General features: G+C 61.3%; 18 protein-coding genes. 6 read left to right on the forward strand and 12 right to left on the reverse strand.

What is annotated here, in order from left to right; all coding sequences use genetic code 11:
• Positions 1-165: 165 nt before the first annotated feature.
• Together JFT85_RS18360 and JFT85_RS18365 are read right to left on the reverse strand one after the other, a co-directional pair.
• Complete coding sequence (locus JFT85_RS18360) at positions 166-843, reverse strand: anti-sigma factor (protein ID WP_053258370.1); 678 nt, start codon at positions 841-843, stop codon at positions 166-168.
• Positions 840-1,466 carry a sigma-70 family RNA polymerase sigma factor gene (locus JFT85_RS18365; protein ID WP_053258369.1) on the reverse strand — a complete coding sequence of 209 codons (627 nt, stop codon included), beginning with the start codon at positions 1,464-1,466 and terminating at the stop codon, positions 840-842. The genes JFT85_RS18360 and JFT85_RS18365 overlap by 4 nt, the downstream gene beginning before the upstream one ends.
• Before the next feature lie 151 nt (positions 1,467-1,617).
• On the opposite strand from JFT85_RS18365, the gene JFT85_RS18370 reads away from it, so the two are divergent.
• Positions 1,618-2,187, forward strand: a complete 570-nt coding sequence (locus JFT85_RS18370) for a DUF2780 domain-containing protein (RefSeq protein ID WP_053258368.1) — start codon at positions 1,618-1,620, stop codon at positions 2,185-2,187.
• 455 nt (positions 2,188-2,642) lie between these two features.
• On the opposite strand, the gene JFT85_RS18375 is transcribed toward JFT85_RS18370, so the two are convergent.
• On the reverse strand, positions 2,643-3,521 hold the full coding sequence (locus tag JFT85_RS18375; protein ID WP_053258367.1) for an acyltransferase: 879 nt from the start codon (positions 3,519-3,521) through the stop codon (positions 2,643-2,645).
• 171 nt (positions 3,522-3,692) lie between these two features.
• Between JFT85_RS18375 and rloA2 the strand changes: the two genes are divergently transcribed.
• The 4 genes from rloA2 to creD are packed head-to-tail and all read left to right on the forward strand — an operon-like array spanning position 3,693 to position 7,749.
• Complete coding sequence (gene rloA2 / locus JFT85_RS18380; RefSeq protein ID WP_053258366.1) at positions 3,693-4,208, forward strand: retropepsin-like aspartic peptidase RloA2; 516 nt, start codon at positions 3,693-3,695, stop codon at positions 4,206-4,208.
• Positions 4,209-4,216: 8 nt separating this feature from the next.
• A complete protein-coding gene (gene creB / locus JFT85_RS18385; protein ID WP_201230245.1) occupies positions 4,217-4,885 on the forward strand; it encodes a two-component system response regulator CreB in 669 nt (222 codons plus the stop codon).
• Positions 4,885-6,324 carry a two-component system sensor histidine kinase CreC gene (gene creC / locus JFT85_RS18390; protein WP_069551991.1) on the forward strand — a complete coding sequence of 480 codons (1,440 nt, stop codon included), beginning with the start codon at positions 4,885-4,887 and terminating at the stop codon, positions 6,322-6,324. Before creB ends, creC begins: the two co-directional genes overlap by 1 nt.
• A 51-nt stretch (positions 6,325-6,375) precedes the next feature.
• Entirely contained in the window at positions 6,376-7,749 is a 1,374-nt protein-coding gene (gene creD / locus JFT85_RS18395; RefSeq protein WP_053258363.1) for a cell envelope integrity protein CreD, read from the forward strand.
• 186 nt (positions 7,750-7,935) lie between these two features.
• On the opposite strand, the gene JFT85_RS18400 is transcribed toward creD, so the two are convergent.
• The 8 genes from JFT85_RS18400 to JFT85_RS18435 all read right to left on the reverse strand — a co-directional run bounded on the left by JFT85_RS18400 (position 7,936) and on the right by JFT85_RS18435 (position 16,876).
• Entirely contained in the window at positions 7,936-8,565 is a 630-nt protein-coding gene (locus JFT85_RS18400; protein WP_201230247.1) for a glutathione S-transferase, read from the reverse strand.
• Between the two features lie 164 nt (positions 8,566-8,729).
• Entirely contained in the window at positions 8,730-8,912 is a 183-nt protein-coding gene (locus JFT85_RS18405; RefSeq protein ID WP_053258361.1) for a hypothetical protein, read from the reverse strand.
• Complete coding sequence (locus JFT85_RS18410; protein ID WP_053258360.1) at positions 8,909-10,012, reverse strand: PepSY-associated TM helix domain-containing protein; 1,104 nt, start codon at positions 10,010-10,012, stop codon at positions 8,909-8,911. Before JFT85_RS18410 ends, JFT85_RS18405 begins: the two co-directional genes overlap by 4 nt.
• Before the next feature lie 62 nt (positions 10,013-10,074).
• The gene (locus JFT85_RS18415; protein ID WP_201230249.1) at positions 10,075-12,504 is read right to left on the reverse strand and encodes a TonB-dependent siderophore receptor; all 2,430 of its coding nucleotides are present in this window, start codon (positions 12,502-12,504) and stop codon (positions 10,075-10,077) included.
• Between the two features lie 149 nt (positions 12,505-12,653).
• Entirely contained in the window at positions 12,654-13,622 is a 969-nt protein-coding gene (locus JFT85_RS18420; RefSeq protein WP_201230251.1) for a FecR domain-containing protein, read from the reverse strand.
• The gene (locus JFT85_RS18425) at positions 13,613-14,137 is read right to left on the reverse strand and encodes an RNA polymerase sigma factor (protein ID WP_069551986.1); all 525 of its coding nucleotides are present in this window, start codon (positions 14,135-14,137) and stop codon (positions 13,613-13,615) included. Before JFT85_RS18425 ends, JFT85_RS18420 begins: the two co-directional genes overlap by 10 nt.
• Before the next feature lie 100 nt (positions 14,138-14,237).
• On the reverse strand, positions 14,238-14,945 hold the full coding sequence (locus JFT85_RS18430; protein WP_187601250.1) for a 3'-5' exonuclease: 708 nt from the start codon (positions 14,943-14,945) through the stop codon (positions 14,238-14,240).
• A complete protein-coding gene (locus tag JFT85_RS18435; RefSeq protein WP_053258355.1) occupies positions 14,942-16,876 on the reverse strand; it encodes a putative nucleotidyltransferase substrate binding domain-containing protein in 1,935 nt (644 codons plus the stop codon). Before JFT85_RS18435 ends, JFT85_RS18430 begins: the two co-directional genes overlap by 4 nt.
• A 246-nt stretch (positions 16,877-17,122) precedes the next feature.
• On the opposite strand from JFT85_RS18435, the gene JFT85_RS18440 reads away from it, so the two are divergent.
• Positions 17,123-17,569, forward strand: a complete 447-nt coding sequence (locus JFT85_RS18440) for a response regulator (RefSeq protein ID WP_053258354.1) — start codon at positions 17,123-17,125, stop codon at positions 17,567-17,569.
• 170 nt (positions 17,570-17,739) lie between these two features.
• Here JFT85_RS18440 and JFT85_RS18445 read toward each other — a convergent pair whose 3' ends face one another.
• Positions 17,740-19,917 (reverse strand): malate synthase G, encoded by a 2,178-nt coding sequence (locus JFT85_RS18445; RefSeq protein ID WP_053258353.1) that lies wholly within the window; start codon positions 19,915-19,917, stop codon positions 17,740-17,742.
• Positions 19,918-20,135 lie beyond the last annotated feature (218 nt).

Below are 20,135 nucleotides of genomic sequence, written 5' to 3' on the forward strand. Positions count from 1 at the left end.
AGCAAGCCCGCTCCCACAGGGTAGTGGTGTGAGCAAGTCGCCCGGCCGATGAAGATCAAAATGTGGGAGCTGGCTTGCCTGCGATGGCGGCGTGTCAGTCAACACATTCATCAGCTGACCCACCGCCTTCGCGGGCAAGCCCGCTCCCACAGGTGTTGAGAGGGGTCAGCGAGAGGCCAGGGCGCCTTGGTACAGCACGGGGCCGGTGGGTTGTCCGGTGGGTGAGCCGCCTTGTGGCTCCAGGCTGACGGCCAGGGTCGCGGGTGCAGTCAACAGCGCTTGCTGTTCCTTGCTCAGCTGGATTCGGCCTTTACCCGAAGTCGGCACCAAGCCCAGGGAGACAGGTTTGCCACCGGCCGCAATGACCCATAGTTCCAGGGCCCGTGTCGGCTCTACCGCCGCCAACGTTAGCGGCTCGACTTGCAGATGATCGCCAAACGCCTGGATCTGCAGCGCCGGTTGCTGGTTCGCCGCGACCAGCGTGGCGTTGTACTCGGCGCCGATATCACGCTGATAAAGCACGCCGACCAACACGGCGACGACAACCGCGCAGGCGGCCATCAGTACGCGCAGGTTCATCCAGAACGGTTTCTTCGCCGGCACGTGCAGCACTTGCGGCTCGATCCGCGCCTTTATGCCCGCCCACACGTGGTCCGGCACCGGCCGCTCGGGCAAAGAACCGGTGAGGCTGGCGAGTGCATCCTGCCAATGGCCCAGTTCGACGCGCAGTGCAGCGTCTTCCAATAACAGGGCGTCGAAACGCCGACGGGCGGTGGCGGGCATCAGCCCGATGGCGTAGTCGGCAGCCAGGGCGCGGCGCAGCGCGGTCGTTTGGTAGTTCATGATTCAAGGCACCTGCGCAGGCGTTCCATGCCGCGGCGAATCCAGGATTTGACCGAGCCCAGGGGCGCGGCCAAGTGGTCGGCCAATTCCGAGCACGACAGGCCCTGGAAGTAAGCCACAGTGATCGATTGACGCTGCATGCCGTCCAGCGTGTCGAGGCAGCGATTCAGCGCACGGGCTTCGCGTTCGTTATCCAGTTGCTCGTGGGCGCTGGGGCCGTCGTCGAGCAGGGCGTCCTGCTGGCCGTCGGCCAAGGGTTGTTCGCGGTGTTTGCGTAGTTGGTCGATGGCCAGGTTACGCGTGATATTCACCATCCAGGTCATCGGCGCCGCCAGGTGCGCTTCGTAGCGTGAGGCGTTGTACCAGATGCGCACAAACGCCTCCTGCAACACCTCTTCGGCCAGGTCGGAGCGCCCCATGAACCGCAACGCCACACCGTGCAGCCGTGGCGAAACGCTGCGGTAGAGGGTTTCGAACGCCTGGCGGTTGCCCAGGGCGCATTGGGCCAGCAAAGGCCGCAACGGGTCAGCATCATTGATCGAAATAGGGCTTCTCCAGGCTCTCGGACGAGGGCGACGGGACTGCGCACGGTAGGCAGAGGGTAGTCCAGCTTGAGCATTCATTCCATCCGACTCCGGGCGGTGCATGGGGGATATACGCGCGCGGGGAACATTTGGATGCAGCTTTTTCTGAACTAATCTTTAGGTGGGAACATTCCTTCGGGACTGTCAGTCAAACGCGTGCTTTTAGCTCCTACATTCAGAGGTTGTCTTGATGAAGATTTCACGCGGTTTTGCCCTGTCATGCCTGTTGACCGTGGCCGCCAGCCCGGTGTTTGCCGCAGGTTTCAGCCTCGGTGACGTGGCCAATGCCGTCTCCGGTGCCCAGGGCAACAATAAGGCGGCTGCCGCAGCGCCGAGCTCCCAGACCGCTGGCCTGTTGCAGGCCCTGACTTCGCAATTGAACATTACCCCGGAACAAGCCGTCGGCGGCACCGGCGCCATGCTCGGCCTGGCCAAAAACAAGCTGAGCGGCACTGACTATTCGCAACTGGGCAAGAGCGTGCCGGGCCTGGATCAACTGTCCGGGAGCAACTCGCTGGGTAGCCTCGGCGCCTTGAGCGGGATGCTCGGTCAGAGCGGCGGCAGCAAAACCAGCGGCCTGGACGGCCTGCTGGGTAACGTGAAGGACACCAGCGACCTCAACACCGCGTTCAGCGCGCTGGGCATGGATAACAGCATGATCGGCAAGTTTGCGCCGGTGATCCTGCAATACCTGGGTGGCCAGGGCGCCAACCAGTCAGTGCTGGGCAAATTGGCTTCGGCCTGGGGCACCGGCAGCTAAATACCGGTGAGTGTGTATGTCGCATACGGTGCGAGGCCTTCATTGATGCAAACAATCAAAAAGCACACGTAATGAGGCGTATCAAATCGTAGGGAACCGCTGAACAGGGCACGCCACAGAGGGAGACCTTTCAAGCTTCGCGCATACCGGGCTTGGAAGGTTTCATTCATTGGACTTTAAGTGGTGGCACGATGAAAACATTGCATTTGCCTGTCAGCGTCTCATATTGGGTCAATCCTCCTGCCATCCCGTATGAGCCACAAGGGACCGGTTTGATCGGTCGCCCGCGGCACACTAATGCCCGGAACGAAGTGGCCGATGCCTCGAAGGCACAAGAACCCCAAGCGCCTTATGAGCCGGTACTCAACATTTGGGGAGAATGTGTTCCCCGTTAGTTCGCACTCAATGTGCTTCATTTGCGGTGTGTGAACAGGCTGTGCACATCGTTGGCAGGCCTATTTGAGTAGCGTCTCAATTCTCTGGTCTTTTTCCTGCCAGAGCTGGTTCACCCAGTTCTGGACGGTCTGGCGAAAGGCCGGATCGTTCTCGTAGTCCCCTTGCCACAATGCCGGGTCCAGCTCATGGGTGCGGATATCAATGATCACTTTCGGCACCGCGCCGCTGATCAAGTCCCAGAACCCTGGAATCGTGTGCTGCGGATAAACCACGGTCACGTCGAGTACCGCGTCCAGCTGTTCACCCATCGCCGCCAGCACAAACGCCACGCCGCCCGCCTTGGGCTTGAGCAGCCGCGAAAACGGCGAATCCTGTTGGGTGCGCTTGGCCTCGCTGAACCGCGTGCCTTCCAGGTAATTGACCACCGTCACCGGCTGGCGCTTGAACAGCTCGCAGGCCTGTTTGGTGATTTTCAGGTCCTGGCCCGCCAGTTCCGGGTGCTTGGCCAGGAACGCCTTGGTGTAGCGCTTCATGAACGGGTAATCCAGCGCCCACCAGGCCAGGCCAAGGAAGGGCACCCAGATCAGCTCTTTTTTCAGGAAGAATTTGAAGAACGGCGTACGGCGGTTAAGCGCCTGGATCAAGGCCGGAATGTCGACCCAGGACTGATGGTTGCTGATCACCAGGTAGGAGGTATCGCTTCGCAGGTCGTCGCCGCCGCGAATGTCCCATTGAGTGGGCGTGCACCGCGAGAATATAAGCTTGTCGATTTCCGCCCAGGTTTCGGCGATCCACATCACCGCCCAGGACGCATAGTCGCGAAAGCGCCCGGGGGCCACCAGCTTGATCAGGGCAAACACCATCAAGGGGCCGAACAGCACCAGGGTGTTGAGCAATAGCAGGAGTGTGACGAAACAGCCGGTGAGCAGGCGGCGCATAAGTAACTCTTGGAATCGACGTGGGCGGGCCATGATAAGCAAGCTGAGTCGAGAGGCCAAATCGCAAATCACCGCACGAATGTTTCACACTGCGCCCGGTATGGTTGAGAACTAACTTAGTCCGGCTTTTGCGGTCTAGAATCCGCCTACTTCTTTCGAGGAAATCACTTCGTGAAATTGCTCCTTGCTGCGTTCGCCCTGGTTCTTCCCGTTATGGCCGCTGTGCCTGTCATGGCCGCCGAACCGACCCTCTACGGTCGCTACGAATACATCCAGTTGCCCGAGATCGGGGAAACCTTCAAGGCCAAGATGGACACCGGCGCGCTGACCGCCTCGCTGTCGGCCCGTAACATCGAAACCTTCACCCGCGACGGTGACGACTGGGTGCGCTTCCGTCTCGGCGGCAAGGATGCGAGCGACAAGGTCTACGAACATAAAGTCTCGCGTATCAGCAAGATCAAGAGCCGCGCCGACGAAGACGAGGACAAGGACGAAGCCACGGTGGCCAAGCGTCCGGTGATTGACCTGGAAATGTGCCTGGGTAACGTCAAGCGCACCGTCGAGGTCAACCTCACCGACCGCAGCAGCTTCAACTACCCGCTGCTGATCGGCGCCAAGGCCTTGCGTGAATTCGGCGCGGCGGTAAACCCGGCCCGTCGGTATACCGCTGACAAACCGGACTGCTGATTGAACCCATGCCGCATATCCTGATTGTCGAAGACGAAGCGGCGATAGCCGACACGTTGGTTTTCGCCCTCCACGGCGAGGGCTTCACCACCACCTGGTTGAGCCTCGGCCAGGAGGCGTTGGCCCATCAGCGCCAGACGCCAGCCGACCTGATCATCCTCGACATTGGCTTGCCGGATATCACCGGCTTTGAAACCTGCAAGCAATTGCGCCGTTTCAGCGAAGTGCCGGTGATGTTCCTCAGTGCTCGCGATGCCGAGATTGACCGCGTGGTGGGCCTGGAGATCGGTGCCGACGATTATGTGGTCAAGCCGTTCAGCCCACGGGAAGTGGCGGCGCGCGTGCGGGCGATTCTCAAGCGCGTCGGCCCAGGTGTGGCGCCCGCCGTGTTCCAGGTGGACCTGGAACGCATGCACATCAGTTATCGCGGGCAGCCATTGAGCCTGACCCGGCATGAATTCCGTTTGCTGCAAAGCCTGCTTGAGCAACCCGAACGCGTGTTCAGTCGCGAGCAATTACTCGACGCGGTGGGCGTGGCGGCGGATGCCGGCTACGAGCGCAATATCGACAGCCACATCAAGAGCCTGCGCAGCAAACTGCGGGCTATTGCGGCCGATGCCGAGCCGATCCAGACCCATCGTGGCCTGGGCTACAGTTACAGCCCGAGCCACAGCTGATGCGCCTGGGGCTGCGGATTTTCCTGGTGTATGCGCTGTTTATCGGCCTGACCGGTTACTTTGTGCTCAACACGGTGATGAAGGAAATCCGCCCGGGCGTGCGCCAGTCCACTGAAGAAACCCTGGTGGACACCGCCAATCTACTGGCCGAGATTCTGCGCGATGATGTGAAAAACCATACTCTCGGCCAAAGCCATTGGGCCGAACTGCTCAAGGCCTACGGCAATCGCCAGCCCGGCGCGACCATCTGGGGCCTGCCGAAAAACCAGGTTAACCACCGCATTTACGTGACCGACGCCAAGGGCATCGTGCTGCTCGACTCCAGGGGCGAAGCGGTGGGCCAGGACTATTCCAAATGGAACGACGTGTACCTGACCCTGCGCGGCGAGTACGGCGCGCGCTCCACGCGCAGCGCAGCGGATGATCCGGCCTCGTCGGTGATGCATGTCGGTGCGCCGATCCGCGATAACGGGCAAATCATCGGCGTGGTCACCGTGGCCAAGCCCAACAGTTCGTTGCAGCCTTATGTCGACCGCACCGAGCGCCGCCTGCTGTGGTACGGCGCGGGGCTGGTGGTGATGGGCCTGCTGCTGGGCGCGCTGTTGTCGTGGTGGTTGAGTGTTGCGCTGCACCGGCTGACGGCTTATGCACAGGCCGTCAGCGAAGGGCGGCGTGCCGAGCTGCCGCATTACCGTGGCGGCGAACTCAAGCAACTGTCCACCGCCGTGGAGCACATGCGCACGCAGTTGGAGGGCAAGGCCTACGTCGAGCATTACGTGCACACCCTGACCCACGAACTGAAGAGCCCGCTGGCCGCCATTCGCGGCGCGGCGGAACTGTTGCAGGGCGACATGACCCGCGAGCAGCAGCAGCGTTTTGTGAGCAATATCGACAGTGAAAGCGCGCGCCTGCAACAGTTGATCGAACGCCTGCTGAACCTGGCGCAAGTGGAGCAGCGTCAGGGCCTTGAAGCGCAAACCAGTGTGCCGCTGGCCGCCCTGGTTGATGAGGTACTCAAGGCCCAATGCGCACGAATCGAAGGCGCCGGTTTGCAGGTCGAGCAAGCCATTGCCGCAGACGTGAAGGTGTTCGGCGAGCCTTTCCTGTTGCGCCAGGCCTTGGGCAATCTGCTGGAAAACGCCCTGGACTTCACGCCACCTTGCGGCGCGTTGAAATTCAGCGCGCAAACCCAGCATAACGACGTGTACGTCAGCCTGTTCAACCAGGCGGCGCCGATTCCCGACTACGCACTGCCGCGCCTGAGCGAGCGCTTCTACTCGTTGCCACGCCCGGCCAGCGGGCGCAAAAGCACCGGCCTGGGCCTGAACTTCGTTGAAGAAGTGATGAAGCTGCATGGCGGCGCTTTGCAGATCGGCAATGTGCAAGGCGGTGTGCAAGTGGTGCTGCATCTCCACACAGTCTCCACATTGCCCACATAAATCGCCCATACGCGCGGCTCACGCTCTGCCTATCAAAACAGGGAGAGCCCCATGAACCGCAGCCTGCTTTTCAAACTTGGCGCCATTGCGCTGCTGATTCTGTTGTTACTGATTCCGTTGCTGATGATCAACGGCATCATCAGCGACCGCCAGCAACTGCGCGATGGCGTGTTGATGGACATCGCCCGCAGCTCCAGCTACAGCCAGCGCCTCACCGGGCCGGTGATGGTGGTGCCGTACCGCAAGACCGTGCGCGAGTGGAAACTCAATGAAAAGCTCAACAAACGCTACGAGCAAACCCGTGAAGAGCGCGGTCGTCTGTATTTCCTGCCGGACCGCTTTGAGCTCGACGGCAAGGTGCAAACCGAACTGCGCGCACGGGGCATCTACCAGGCGCGACTGTTCCATGCCGATAACCGTATCAGCGGGCATTTTGAGCTGCCTGCGCAGTTGGGCATCACCGAGGACTTTGCCGATTACCGCTTTGAACCGGCGTTTCTGGCGGTGGGTATCAGCGATATTCGCGGGATCGAAAACGCGCTGAAGCTGGAGCTGGGCAGCCAGCGTCTGGCGTTCTCGCCGGGCACTCAAGTGGATTGGCTGGGGGAGGGCGTGCACGTAATGCTGCCCGAGCAGGACAGCAAAAAACCGGCCGTGGTGGACTTCGCGTTCGACCTGCGCCTGCAGGGCACCGAACAGCTGCAAGTCGTCCCGGTGGGCAAGACCAGCCAGGTCACACTCGCCTCTAACTGGCCGCACCCGAGCTTTATCGGCAACTTCCTCCCGGCCCAACGAGACGTCACCGATAAAGGCTTCACCGCCAACTGGCAGACCTCGTTTTTTTCCACCAACCTCGAGCAAGCCCTGCAAACCTGCCTGGACCGGCAGGGCTGTGAAGACTTCACCAACCGCAGCTTCGGCGTAAACTTCATCGACCCGGTCGACCAATACCTCAAGAGCGACCGCGCGATCAAATACGCGCTGCTGTTTATCGCCCTGACGTTTGCCGGCTTCTTCCTCTTCGAAGTGCTCAAGAACCTGGCTGTGCACCCGATTCAATACGCATTGGTGGGTGTTGCCCTGGCGTTCTTCTACCTGCTGCTGTTGTCGTTGTCCGAGCACCTGGGGTTTGCGCTGGCGTATGTGATATCCGCCAGTGCCTGTGTGCTGTTGATTGGTTTCTACGTGTGCCATGTGCTGCGCAGCGTCACCCACGGCCTGGGGTTTTCGGCGGGGCTGGCGGCGTTGTATGGCTTGTTGTACGGGTTGCTGAGTGCCGAGGATTACGCGCTGCTGATGGGCTCGCTGTTGCTGTTCGGCCTGCTCGGCACGGTGATGGTGCTGACGCGCAAACTCGACTGGTATGGCGTGGGCAAGCGCAAAGCGAGCGAGCCTCTGCAGTTTGATCTGGAGGCCGTGCAATGATCGGGTTGCGTGAGGATCAGCGGGTGGGCGCGCAGCTGGCGGCAAGAATCGTCATATTCCTCAACGCCACCACCTTCCAATGTGGGAGCGGGTTTGCCTGCGAAAGCGCTGGGTCACCAACAGGTGCACTGAATGACACGCCGCAATCGCAGGCCAGCCTGCTCCTACAATGGAGGGGCATGAATGTCACACCGGTGGCTGGGTCTGCAGCATCGAAGGCCGCTGGCTGACCTCGGCGCACCAGGCGGCAAGCTTGGGGTTAGCGTCGCGCCATTGCAGGTCGGGGTGGCGGAAGTCGAGGTAACCCAGGGCGCACGCCACACTGATGGACGCGATGTCGAAGTGGCTGGCCAGCTCGGCAATTGCATCGGACTCAAGCTCGACGAGGGTGCGGCGGATCTTGTTGCGCTGTTCTTCCAGCCACTGGTCCCAGTGTTTTTCCGGCGGGCGCAAGGCCGTCTCGTAACGCACCAGCACGGCGGCATCCATCATGCCGTCGGCCATCGAGGCCAGGGTCAGGCGCCGCCAGCGTGCCGAACCGTCGCGGGGTATCAGCGGGTTGCCGACATGCTGATAGTCAAGGTAGTCGAGGATCACCCGGCTGTCGTGCAACACCGTGCCGTCGGCGAGTCGCAGGGCCGGGATTTTGCCCACGGGGTTGTCGTGCACCAATTGCGCATCCGGCTGGACCGGTGTCGGCATGCAACCTTGCAGGGCCACACGGTCCTGCTGACCGGTCTCGGCCAGCAGCACGCGGACTTTGCGAACGAACGGTGACGCGGGGTTGTGGAACAAGGTCATGCTGGGCACGGACATGGGCATTCCTCTGAATGGGCAGTGGCTAGCCTAGAGGGTTGCGCCGTGGCTGGCGAGGGGGTTTTGGGGTGTTTTTGAGGGCCTCATCGCCGGCAAGCCCGCTTCCACATTTTGAATTGTGAACGCAGCCCAAGGTGGGCGCTGGCTTGCCGGCGATGGCGCCCTCAGCCGCGCCGCTTACACAAGGCCCAAACACCCATGACAGCGGGAATCCCCAAGCCGACCCAACTGAGCGAATCCCACAGCCCATCGCCCAGCAACGCGGCAAACAACCCGGCTGCGCTGAGCACGCCAATCCCCAGCGGAATAGCAAACACCTTCCAGAAATTCGACTGACGCGGCTTCATGCCCTGGCCGCCTTGCGCCGCACGATCCACAGGTAAACGCCGCTGCCCAGCACGATGATGGTCAACACATCCAGCACCGCCCACAGGATCTTCATCGGCAGGCCGCCATAGTCACCAAAGTGCAAGGGCTGGGACATGCCCATGGCGTCCATGTACCACGGCCGTTCGGCAATGGCGGTGACGGCCAGGGTGCTCGCGTCGATCAACACCGGCGTGAGCAAGTGCGAGGTCAGATGGGTGCTGCCTTTCATGAACACGGCGTAATGATGCTCACTGGAAAAGCGCGTACCGGGGAAGGCGATAAAGTCCGGCTGCATGCCGGGCGCGGCCTTGGCCGCAATGCTCAGCAGCTCGGTGGCCGGTGCGCGTTGTGTCAGCGGCGGCGCGTTTTTGTAGGGCTCGATCATCGCGCTGAGGCTGTCCTGGCGCCAGGCGGCGATGATCAGGTCGGCGCAGGCGCTGATCACGCCGGTCACGCCCACCACCAGCGCCCAGGTCAGCGTGACCACGCCAATCAGGTTATGCAGGTCGAGCCAGCGCAGGCGGGTGGATTTGTCCTGGCGAACGGTGGCGAACTTCAAGCGGCGCATAAACGGCAGGTACAGCACCGTGCCCGAGACAATCGCCAGCACAAACAGAATACCCATGAACGCCAGCAGCAACTTGCCCGGCAGGCCGGCAAACATATCCACATGCAGGCGCAGCAGGAACAGCGTCAGCCCGCCGTTGGCCGCCGGGGTTTCCACGGCGTCGCCAGTGCGCGCATCGAGCATGAAGGTGTGAGACGAGTTGGGTTCGGTGCCGGCCGTGGCGGCCATGATCGCAATCACGCCGTTCTGGTCGTCGGCGTCCCACGCCAGGTATTGCATGGCCTCACCCGGTCGATGAGCCTGGGCCTTGGCCACCAGTTGCTCAAGGTTCAGGTGTGGCGTGTCGGCGGGCATCTGCGCCAGTTCAGGCTCGTTGCCCAGCAGGTGGTCGATCTCGTGGTGAAACACCAGCGGCAGGCCGGTGAGGGCGAGCAGCAGCAGGAAGACGGTGCAGATCAGGCTCGTCCAGGTGTGGATGAAGGACCAGCGGCGGATGGTTTTGCTTTTCATTTTTTTGCCTTCAGACACACCCAAGCCGCCCCGGAGGACGGCCTGATTATTAACTCAGCTGATTACCACTGGTAGGTGGCGCTGGCGACTACGCTGCGCTGGTCGCCGAAGTAGCAGTAGTTGCCATCGCAGGTGGACAGGTAATCTTTGTTGAACAGGTTGGTGGCGTTCAATTTAACCGACGCGCCTTTGAGGCTGTTATCCAGACGGCCCAAGTCGTAGTGCACCGAACCATCGAACACGGTGTAGGCGTTGGCCTTACCCAACCAGGTGTTGGCCTGATCGCCATAGGTGTTGCCGGTGTAGCGGGCACCCAAGCCAATCCCGAAACCGTCAAGTACGCCGCTGTGCCAGGTGTAGTCAGTCCACAGCGAGGCTTGCTGGTTTGGCATCAATGTCAGGCGGTTACCTGTGTAAAGGCCTTTTTGTACTTCGGATTTTGCCAAGGTGTAGGCGGCGATGACCTTGAGGTTCTCGGTCACGTCAGACACTGCTTCCAGCTCCAGGCCCTTGACCTTCACTTCGCCGGTCTGGCTGTTGATTTGCTGGCCCCCTGCGCCGAGGGTGGTCACCTGCACATTTTTTTGGGTGAGGTCGTAAACCGCCGCACTCAGCAGCGTGTTGGAACCTGGCGGCTGATATTTGACCCCCATTTCCCATTGCTTGCCTTCGGTCGGTTTAAACGTCTTGAGCGCGGTTGTATCGGCGTTGCTCGCGGGTTGGAAGGACTCGGCGTAGGACAGGTACGGTACGAAGCCCGAGTCGAACACATAGCTCAGCGCCGCATTGCCACTGAAGTGTTTGATGCGGTCGGTGTTGGTCGCATCGTTGTCGTTGAAATAGGTGGTGCCCTGGTGCACCCAGTCTTCACGCCCACCCAAGGTCAGGCGCCACTTGTCCAGGGCCATCTGGTCCTGCACGTAGAGACCGGTTTGTACGGTTTTCTGGTTGTAGTCGTAGAACGGTCGGACATCCGTCGGGCGTACAGTCGGCTGAGTGTTGATCGGGTTGAAGATGTTGATACTCGATGCCGTGCCGTATAGGGCGCGGTACGAGGTGTCGGTACGCTGGTGATCGAGGCCGAGCAGTACTGTATGGCGGATGTCGCCGCTGGCGAAGTCGGCTTGGAAATGGTTGTCCACCGCGAACTGGCCAATGCTTTCGTCAACGTTGGTGGTAGACCGGCTGATATTGCCCGCCGCATCAGCCGGGGAAAACGCATAGGAGCCTACGGTCAGTTGCTGGAAGTCCAGCTCCGATTTGGTGTAACGCAGGTTCTGTTTGAACTGCCAGGTATCGTTGAAACGGTGTTCGAACGCATAGCCCAACGCGTAGTAAGTACGGTCGTAGAACTCGTAATCCGGATCGCCGAGGTTCTTGTGGTGGGAAACCTTGCCCAGTGGTGATTTGATCTTGGTGCCCTGAATGGGCATGAACTGGCTGGTAGTGCCGGTATCGTCACGGGTGAACTGCGAGAGCAGTGTCAGCTTGGTATCCGGGTCGATGTTCCAGGTCAGGCTGGGCGCGATGTTGTAGCGCTTGTTGTCGATATGGTCGACCTGAGTGCCGGCATCGCGTACCACGCCACTGATGCCATACAGGAACTGCCCTTCATCATCGACCTTGCCGGTACTGGCGAAGTTGATCTGGCGGTAGTTGTCACTGCCGTACTGCACTTGGATGGCGTTGCTCGATTCAGCGCTGGGACGGCGGCTGACCATGTCCAGCAGGCCGCCCGGTGGTGTCTGGCCGTAGATCGACGAGGCAGGGCCGCGCAGCAGGGCGAGGCGGTCCAGGTTCCAGGTTTCGGCTTTCGGGTTGGCGTACACACCGCGTGGCAGTGGCAGGCCGTCGAGGAATTGCGTGGGCTCGAAGCCGCGCACGCGCATCCAGTCGTAGCGGGTGTCGCTGCCGTAACTGGACGATACGATGCCGGGCATGTATTTGACGGCGTCATCGAGGTTCTGGACGTTGCGATCCTGCATCTGTTCGCGGGTGGCAATGGAGATCGAGCGCGGTGCTTCGACCAGTGCCGTGTCGGTCTTGGTGCCGGCAGCGGTGCGCGTTGCCAGATAGCCTGTCACCGGGCCCCAGGCACTTTCAGTGTCGCCTTGCCCAATGATGCTGGTCTCCGGCAACGCCACAACGCCTTCCGGAATTACCACCAGCGTAAACGTCCCGGCGCTGCTCTGTTCCAACTGCAGCCCTGTCCCACGCAAGGCCTCACGCAGCGCGCCTTGCGCATCGTACTGGCCCTTCACCGGTGCCGAGGTTTTGCCCGACGCCAGCGCCGGGTTAAGGGTCAGCGCCAGGCCCGCCTGGCTGGCGATCTGGTTCAGGGTGCTGGCCAGCGGCGCGGCGGGCAGGTTGTAGGCGCGCACGTTCGAGGCCTGTTCAGCGGCGATCAGCGAGGTGCTAGTCAGCGGCGTGCTGAGGGCAATGGCCACGGCTAACAGGCTGGGGCGCAACAGGGTGTCTAGCGTGCGGGACATGGGGCGGCTCCTGAATGGAAATATTTCTCAATTGCCTATGTGCCGAGCGAGATTCGAAAAGTGATAGGGCTGAGCGAAGATATTTTTTGAGTCGGGTATTTGAAGCGTTTTTCAGGGCCGCGCAAGCTACAGCCCATGCACCGCATAACCTAAGGCTTGGCGGTAACGGTCACCCACCACGGCGTGCGCTGCTCGATCTGCACCGGCAAGGTCGGCAGCAGGGCGTTCAGCGCCAGGGTGGTGTCATGCAGCGGGAAGCTGCCGGTGATGCGCAGGTCGGCCACGGTGTTATCCACGCCCAGGTAGCCGGTGCGATAGCGGCTGAGCTCCTCGACCACGTCGCCCAGACGGGCGTTGTCGACCACCAGCATGCCGCGTGTCCAGGCGTCGGTGGCGGGCGTGACGGCCAGCACGGGGCCGAGACTGTCGCTGCGCATCAGCACTTGCTGGCCTTCGCTGAAAATCTGTTCGTGATGCAGCGCCTGTGGCTGGGCGGCCACCGCTGACTGCAGCACGCTCAGGCGCGTGGCGTCGTCTTCGCGCTTGACGATAAACCGTGTGCCCAGCGCCCGCAGGCTGCCGTCGCGGGTTTGTACATAGAAGGGGCGCGCATCGTTGTGGCCGGTTTCGACCAGCATCTCGCCTTCCTGCAACACGATCAGCCGGCGTTTTTCATCGAAGCGCACGTCGATGGCGCTGTGGGTGTTGAGGTTGATCAGCGTGCCATCCGCGAGTTTCAGCGTGCGCTGCTCGCCGGTGGCCGTGCGCTGGTCGGCCAGCCAATAGTGGATCGGCACGTAGCGCTCACCGGCAAACACCACCAGGCCGCACACCAGCGCGATACTTGCCAGGCCGCGGCCAAGTTTGCGCACGCGCTGGCGCAGGCTCTCGCGAGACTGCACCAACGCCGCCCGCGCCGGGCCCGACGCCCTGCTGAAACGCTGGTCGAGCATGCCCAACTGGCGCCAGGCGCGCGCATGTTCTTCATCGCTGGCCAGCCATTTGGCGAACTCTTCCTGCGCCACCAGGCTGCCGTCGCCCGAGTCGAGGGACAGTTGCCAGGCAATTGCCGCGTCCAGCACGCGGGCCGAGACCGGTTTGGAGCTGATCACGGGCACGCCGGCTCGCCATACAGCGCGACGTAGCACTGGCGAATGCCCTGGGCCAGGTACTGACGCACGCGAGGCACCGACACACCGAGACGCCGGGCGATTTCGGCGTGGCCCAGGCCGTCGAGGCGGTTATAGAGGAAGGCGGCGCGGGCCTTGCTCGACAGTTTGGCGAGCAGGTGGTCGATGGCCTTGAGGTCTTCGAGGATCAATTGCTGTTCTTCGGGCGACGGCTGTTCGCTTTCCGGGAGCAGCATCAGCTCGCTGAGGTAAGCCTGTTCCAGGGCTGCGCGGCGAAAGTAGTCGAACAGCAGCCCTTTGGCGATCGACACCAGGAACGCCCGTGGCTCGCGCGGTTCGCGCAACTCTTCACGGCCCAGCAGGCGCATGAACGTGTCCTGGCTCAAGTCTTCGGCGCGGCTCGGGCAGGCCACGTTGCGGCGCAGCCACGCCAACAGCCAGCCACGATGGTCGCGGTATAACGCGCCAACAAGCTCACTGTGTGGGGTCTGGACCGACGACAAGGCATCACCGAATAAACAAGAGGTTTAAACTAACGAGAATTATTCGCGATTGTGTCAGAGGCAGGGAGTGGGCGCAATTGGCGTCTGTCGGGCGGTGCCACTAAAACGCTGGCGCTTGTTTGCGGCGTTTCCATTGGCTCAGGCGCTCTTGCAGCGCTTGAGGGCTGGCGATTGCTTGCTGCTGCGCGCGGTTAAACAGGATGAGCATCAGCTCAGCCGTGGCCAGTGCATCGGCGCTGGCGTGATGGCGTTCGCCCACTTGCAGTTTGAAGTGGTTGATCCAGTCGTCGAGGCCGGCTTCGCGGATATTCGCTTCGGGGCACAGCAGTGGGGCGATGTCTGCAACATCGAGAAACGGATGGCTCAGCCGATAGCCCAAGCTGTCCTTGAGTGCACGGCACAGCATGTGCTGATCGAACGGTGCATGAAACGCCAGCATCGGGCTGTCGCCGACAAACGCCATGAAATCCAGCAGGGCTTCGACCGGGTCGCTGCCGGCAGCGATGGCACTGGGGCCGAGGCCGTGGATCAGTACACTGGGGCTGAGTTTTGTTTCGGCACGTTGCAGGGTGCGCTCGAACATTTGCGAGAAGTCCACCGCGCCGTCTTCGATGACCACGGCACCGATGGACAGTACCTGGTCTCGGTTGAGGTTCAGGCCGCTGGTTTCCAGGTCGACCACTACCCAGCGCTGGCTGCGCAGAGAGCCAGTCCCCAGCCCCACAGGTGTGGGCAGTTGCGCCAGGCGCAGTTGCTGGGTTGCGTCCAGCCCGGGCTTTTTTGTCCGTAGCCAACTGAACAGGCTCACAGCTGGTACCGAAAGGTCAGGCTGCTTTGCAGGCGCTGGGCCTGACGCAGGGATTCACGCAAGATGCGCCGATCCAGGTGGTTGAGACTGTCAGGGTCGACACGGTTGGAATAGGCCTGGTTCTCGCGGCTTTGCAACTGGTGCTGCTGCATGCGGGTTTGCTGGATAAAGTGATAGGCCTCTTCGTATGCCGCGCCGTCGAGTGGCTCAATGACTTCCTTGTCCACCAACTGGCGCAGGCGCTCCAGGGTATTGATGGCGTGGACGCCGTTGGCCAGGGCGAGTAGGCGAGCACCGTCCACAAACGGCGTGAGGCCCTGCACCTTAAGATCGAGTGTGGCTTTTTCGCCACCTTTGCGCGTCAGCACAAAATCGCGGAAACGCCCTACCGGCGGGCGTTGGCGCAAGGCGTTCTCGGCCAGCATGCGTTGGAACAGCCGGTTATCCGCGACTTGATCCAGAATGCCCTGGCGCAATTGCTCACAGCCCTGTTCGTCGCCCCACACCACGCGCAAGTCAAAATAGATGCTTGAGCCCAGCAGGTTCTCCGGCGTCGCCTCGCGAATAAACGCACCGAAGCGCCGCGCCCACTCGGCCCGCGACAGGCACAGTTCGGGGTTACCGGCCATGATATTGCCCTTGCACAAACTGAAGCCGCACAACGCCAGGCTCTGGTTGATCTGCTGCGCCAGGGGCAACAAGCGGCCGCGAATCGCTGCGGCTTCGGCGGCGTCCTTGGCATCGAACAGAATGCCGTTGTCCTGATCGGTAAACAGTGTCTGCTCGCGACGGCCTTCGCTGCCGAAACACAGCCAACTGAACGGCACGCCGGGGTCGCCTTTGTCGGCCAGCGTCAGCTCGATCACCCGGCACACGGTGTGGTCGTTGAGCAAGGTAATGATGTGCGTGATCTGGGTGGACGACGCGCCGTGGGCGAGCATGCGTTCCACCAGTTGGCCGATTTCACCGCGTATCGCCACCAGGTTTTCGACCCGGGGCGCATTGCGGATGGTGCGGGCCAAGTGCACCAGGTCAACCCGTTGCAGGGAAAACAGGTCGCGTTCGGACACCACGCCACACAGGCGCTGGTCTTTCACCAGGCACACATGGGCGATATGCCGCTCGGTCATGGCGATGGCGGCGTCGAAGGCGCTGTGGTCCGGGCTGAGGAAGAACGGCGCCTGGGTCATATGGCCGTCAATCGCCTGATTGAAATCACTGGTGCCGTCGGCAACCACCTGGCGCAGGTCGCGCAGGGTGAATATCCCCAAGGGCGCCTTGTGCTCGTCGACGATCACGATGCTGCCCACTTGTTGCTCGTGCATCAGCGTCACCGCCTCGCGCAGCGGCGTGTCCGGGCTGCAGGTGACCGGATGGCGCATGGCCAATTCGCCAAGACGAGTGTTCAGCGAGTACTGGGTGCCGAGGGTCTCTACGGCTTTTTGCTGCACCTGCTGGTTGACCTGGTCCAGCAAGCTGCTGACACCGCGCAGGGCGAAATCGCGAAACGCACTGGAGAGGGCGAACAGCTTGATAAACGCCGGCTTGTTCAGTTGCAGGCAAAACGTATCTTCGGCGGCCTTGTGCTCGGTGCGCGTCGCCCGTTCGCCCAGCAGTGCGGCAAGAGGGAAGCACTCACCGGTGGTGATTTCGAAGGTGGTTTCGGCCGCTTCCTGATTTAACTGCGGGCGTTCGCCGACGACGCGGCCTTGCTTGACTATATAAAAATGCTCCACCGGCCCGCCCGATGGCTTGAGGATGCTCTCGCCAGGGCCATAGAAACGCAGTTGGCACTGTTCCACCAGAAACGCCAAGTGGGCGTTTTCCATCTGGTTGAACGGGGGAAAGCGTTGCAGGAATTGCAGGGTGCCGTGGATGTTCTGCAACACGGCGGTTTTTCCCGCCTGGGTGAAAGCATCAGCTTTACTCATAAGAGTGACCGCAGTTTCTTGTCGTTATCGTCCTTTATGGTCAGCCCCCGTGCTCCGGGTGCCCATTGGACGTAAGTCTAGTTCGCGGGAAAACGATTCACGACTAGGGAAAAACCTTAGATGGCTAGTGTTAAAACCCGGTAGAACGCCCACTAGGCAAACTTTCCGACGAAGTGCACATTGTTCGCCCTTCCGCAGATGTCTGACGAGTGTGCTGGGAGATTGAATAGAACTGCTGAGAAACGTATGTCCGACCACGATATTTTGAGTGATGCCGAGCGCGAGGCGCTGAGCGCCGTGATGCTGGAGCCTGATTTACCGCCACAACGGGTGTTGATTGTCGATGACGACAAAGACGCGCGTGAATTGCTGGCGGAGATCCTGGGGCTGGACGGCATTCGCTGCATGACCGCTGACAATGGTGAGACGGCATGGGATTTGTTGGAGTCCAGCAGCTCCATCGGTTTACTGATCACCGACCTGCGCATGGCACCGAGCAATGGCCTGGAACTGATCCAGCAAGTGCGCAGCTCTGCCCGAGCAGCGCTGCCGATCATCATCATGTCGGGGGACGCAGACGCGCGCGACGTCATCGACGCCATGCACATGAGTGTGGTGGACTTCATGCTCAAGCCGATCGACAGCGTCAAGCTGGCGAAGATGGTGAAGCGTGAGTTGGGGATGGCTTCTTGAGTATCTGTTGACCGTGCAGGCGTCTTCGCGAGCAAGCCCGCTCCCACATTTGAGCGCATGCCTCCTGTAGAAATGCCGTCGAGTGTGGGAGCGGGCTTGCTCGCCAAAGCGTCACAACCACCACACTACCCAATGAAAAGGCCCTGATCTCGCGATCAGGGCCTTTTCATTTACAAGCCGTTCTTGGCCTTGAACTCCCGACGCCGACGGTGCAACACCGGCTCGGTATAACCATTGGGTTGCTGGGCCCCTTCAATCACCAATTCCACCGCTGCCTGGAACGCGATGTTGCTGTCGAAGTCCGGGGCCAGTGGGCGATACAGCGCGTCACCGGCATTCTGACGGTCGACCACCGGCGCCATGCGCTTGAGGCTTTCCATCACTTGGGCTTCGTTGACAACGCCGTGGCGCAGCCAGTTGGCGATGTGCTGGCTGGAGATCCGCAGCGTAGCGCGGTCTTCCATCAGGCCGACGTCGTTGATGTCCGGCACTTTCGAACAGCCCACGCCCTGATCGATCCAACGCACCACATAGCCAAGGATGCCCTGGGCGTTGTTGTCCAGCTCATTCCGGATTTCTTCGTCGGACCAATCGGTATTGCTGGCCAGAGGAATGGTCAGGATATCGTCCAGCGACGCACGCTCGCGCTTGGCCAGTTCGGCCTGGCGCGCGAACACGTCGACCTTGTGATAGTGCAGCGCGTGCAGTGCAGCCGCCGTTGGCGATGGCACCCAGGCGGTGTTGGCGCCGGCCATAGGGTGAGCGATTTTCTGTTCGAGCATCGCCGCCATCAAGTCGGGCATTGCCCACATACCTTTACCGATCTGCGCACGCCCTTGCAGGCCGGTGCTCAGGCCGATATCGACGTTCCAGTTCTCGTAGGCGCCGATCCATTTTTCCGCCTTCATGGCGGCCTTGCGCACCATCGCGCCGGCTTCCATGGACGTATGGATCTCGTCGCCGGTGCGGTCGAGGAAGCCGGTGTTGATAAACACCACACGCTCGCTGGCCGCCTTGATGCAGGCCTTGAGGTTGACCGTGGTGCGGCGCTCCTCGTCCATGATTCCGACTTTGAGGGTGTTGCGCGGCAGGTTCAGCACGTCTTCGATGCGGCCGAACAGCTCGTTGGTGAACGCCGCTTCTTCGGGGCCATGCATCTTCGGTTTTACGATGTACACCGAACCGGTACGGCTGTTCTTGCGGCTGCTGTTGCCGTTGAGGCTGTGGATCGCTGCCAGGCTGGTGAGCAGGCCGTCGAGGATGCCTTCCGGTACTTCGTTGCCGTCTTTGTCGAGGATCGCGTCGATGGTCATCAAGTGGCCAACGTTGCGCACGAACAGCAGCGAGCGGCCGTGCAGGGTCACGTCCTGGCCATCGACGCCGGTGTAGACACGGTCGGCGTTCATGGTGCGGGTGAAGGTCTTGCCGCCCTTGGCCACTTCTTCGGCGAGGTCGCCTTTCATCAGGCCGAGCCAGTTGCGGTAGATCACCACTTTGTCATCGGCATCGACAGCGGCAACCGAGTCTTCGCAGTCCATGATGGTGGTCAGCGCGGCTTCCATCAGCACGTCTTTGACGCCGGCGGCGTCGGTCTGGCCGACCGGGGTGCTGGCGTCGATCTGGATTTCGAAGTGCAGGCCGTTGTGCTTCAGCAGGATCGCAATCGGCTGGGCCGCCGGGCCCTGGAAACCGATCAACTGGGCATCGTCGCGCAGGCCGCTGTTGCTGCCGCCCTTGAGGCCGACGACCAGCTTGCCATCAACGATCTTGTAAGCGGTGGAGTCGACGTGGCTGCCGGCAGTCAGCGGCGCGGCTTCGTCGAGGAAGGCACGGGCGAAGGCAATCACCTTGTCGCCACGCACTTTGTTGTAACCCTTGCCCTTTTCGGCGCCGTCGGCTTCGCTGATGGCGTCGGTGCCATACAGCGCGTCATACAGCGAGCCCCAGCGCGCGTTTGAGGCGTTGAGGGCGAAACGGGCGTTCATCACCGGAACCACCAGCTGTGGGCCGGCCATGCGGGCGATTTCGTCATCGACGTTTTGGGTCGAGGCCTGGAAGTCTGCGGCTTCTGGCAGCAGGTATCCGATGTCTTGCAGGAAGGCTTTGTAGGCCACTGGGTCGTGGGCCTGGCCGGCATGGGTTTGGTGCCAGGTGTCGATCCGCGCTTGGAAATCGTCGCGTTTGGCGAGTAGGGCTTTGTTCTTCGGTGCCAGGTCGTGGATGACCTTGTCGGCGCCGGCCCAGAACTGGTCGGCAGTGATGCCGGTACCGGGAATGGCTTCGTTATTCACGAAGTCGAACAGGACTTTGGCGACCTGCAGGCCACCGACTTGAACGTGTTCAGTCATTGCTTGCCTCACTCTGCGGAGCTAATGCGCTTTTCAGCTTTTCAATTTACCAATGAAGCCTCTGGCCATTTAAACCACGAACCCATTCCCAGTACATGCCGTGCAGGCGGCTGGGCGAGAGGGTTGACGCAGTACTTGGGTGCCTTGGCAGACATCGACCTAACGTTATGTAGTGCGCGATTGGGCATACTACATGATGACTTGCGGTTGTGAAAATT

The organism is Pseudomonas sp. TH04, assembly GCF_016651355.1.
Taxonomy (GTDB): Bacteria; Pseudomonadota; Gammaproteobacteria; order Pseudomonadales; family Pseudomonadaceae; genus Aquipseudomonas; species Aquipseudomonas fluorescens.

What these genes read in the sequence shown, in the direction of transcription:
- JFT85_RS18360 (WP_053258370.1), bottom strand. Translation starts at nt 843, where the DNA reads ATGAACTACCAAACGACCGCGCTGCGCCGCGCCCTGGCTGCCGACTAC.
- JFT85_RS18365 (WP_053258369.1), bottom strand. Translation starts at nt 1,466, where the DNA reads ATGAATGCTCAAGCTGGACTACCCTCTGCCTACCGTGCGCAGTCCCGT.
- JFT85_RS18370 (WP_053258368.1), top strand. Translation starts at nt 1,618, where the DNA reads ATGAAGATTTCACGCGGTTTTGCCCTGTCATGCCTGTTGACCGTGGCC.
- JFT85_RS18375 (WP_053258367.1), bottom strand. Translation starts at nt 3,521, where the DNA reads ATGCGCCGCCTGCTCACCGGCTGTTTCGTCACACTCCTGCTATTGCTC.
- creB (WP_201230245.1), top strand. Translation starts at nt 4,217, where the DNA reads ATGCCGCATATCCTGATTGTCGAAGACGAAGCGGCGATAGCCGACACG.
- creC (WP_069551991.1), top strand. Translation starts at nt 4,885, where the DNA reads ATGCGCCTGGGGCTGCGGATTTTCCTGGTGTATGCGCTGTTTATCGGC.
- creD (WP_053258363.1), top strand. Translation starts at nt 6,376, where the DNA reads ATGAACCGCAGCCTGCTTTTCAAACTTGGCGCCATTGCGCTGCTGATT.
- JFT85_RS18400 (WP_201230247.1), bottom strand. Translation starts at nt 8,565, where the DNA reads ATGTCCGTGCCCAGCATGACCTTGTTCCACAACCCCGCGTCACCGTTC.
- JFT85_RS18405 (WP_053258361.1), bottom strand. Translation starts at nt 8,912, where the DNA reads ATGAAGCCGCGTCAGTCGAATTTCTGGAAGGTGTTTGCTATTCCGCTG.
- JFT85_RS18410 (WP_053258360.1), bottom strand. Translation starts at nt 10,012, where the DNA reads ATGAAAAGCAAAACCATCCGCCGCTGGTCCTTCATCCACACCTGGACG.
- JFT85_RS18415 (WP_201230249.1), bottom strand. Translation starts at nt 12,504, where the DNA reads ATGTCCCGCACGCTAGACACCCTGTTGCGCCCCAGCCTGTTAGCCGTG.
- JFT85_RS18435 (WP_053258355.1), bottom strand. Translation starts at nt 16,876, where the DNA reads ATGAGTAAAGCTGATGCTTTCACCCAGGCGGGAAAAACCGCCGTGTTG.
- JFT85_RS18440 (WP_053258354.1), top strand. Translation starts at nt 17,123, where the DNA reads ATGTCCGACCACGATATTTTGAGTGATGCCGAGCGCGAGGCGCTGAGC.
- JFT85_RS18445 (WP_053258353.1), bottom strand. Translation starts at nt 19,917, where the DNA reads ATGACTGAACACGTTCAAGTCGGTGGCCTGCAGGTCGCCAAAGTCCTG.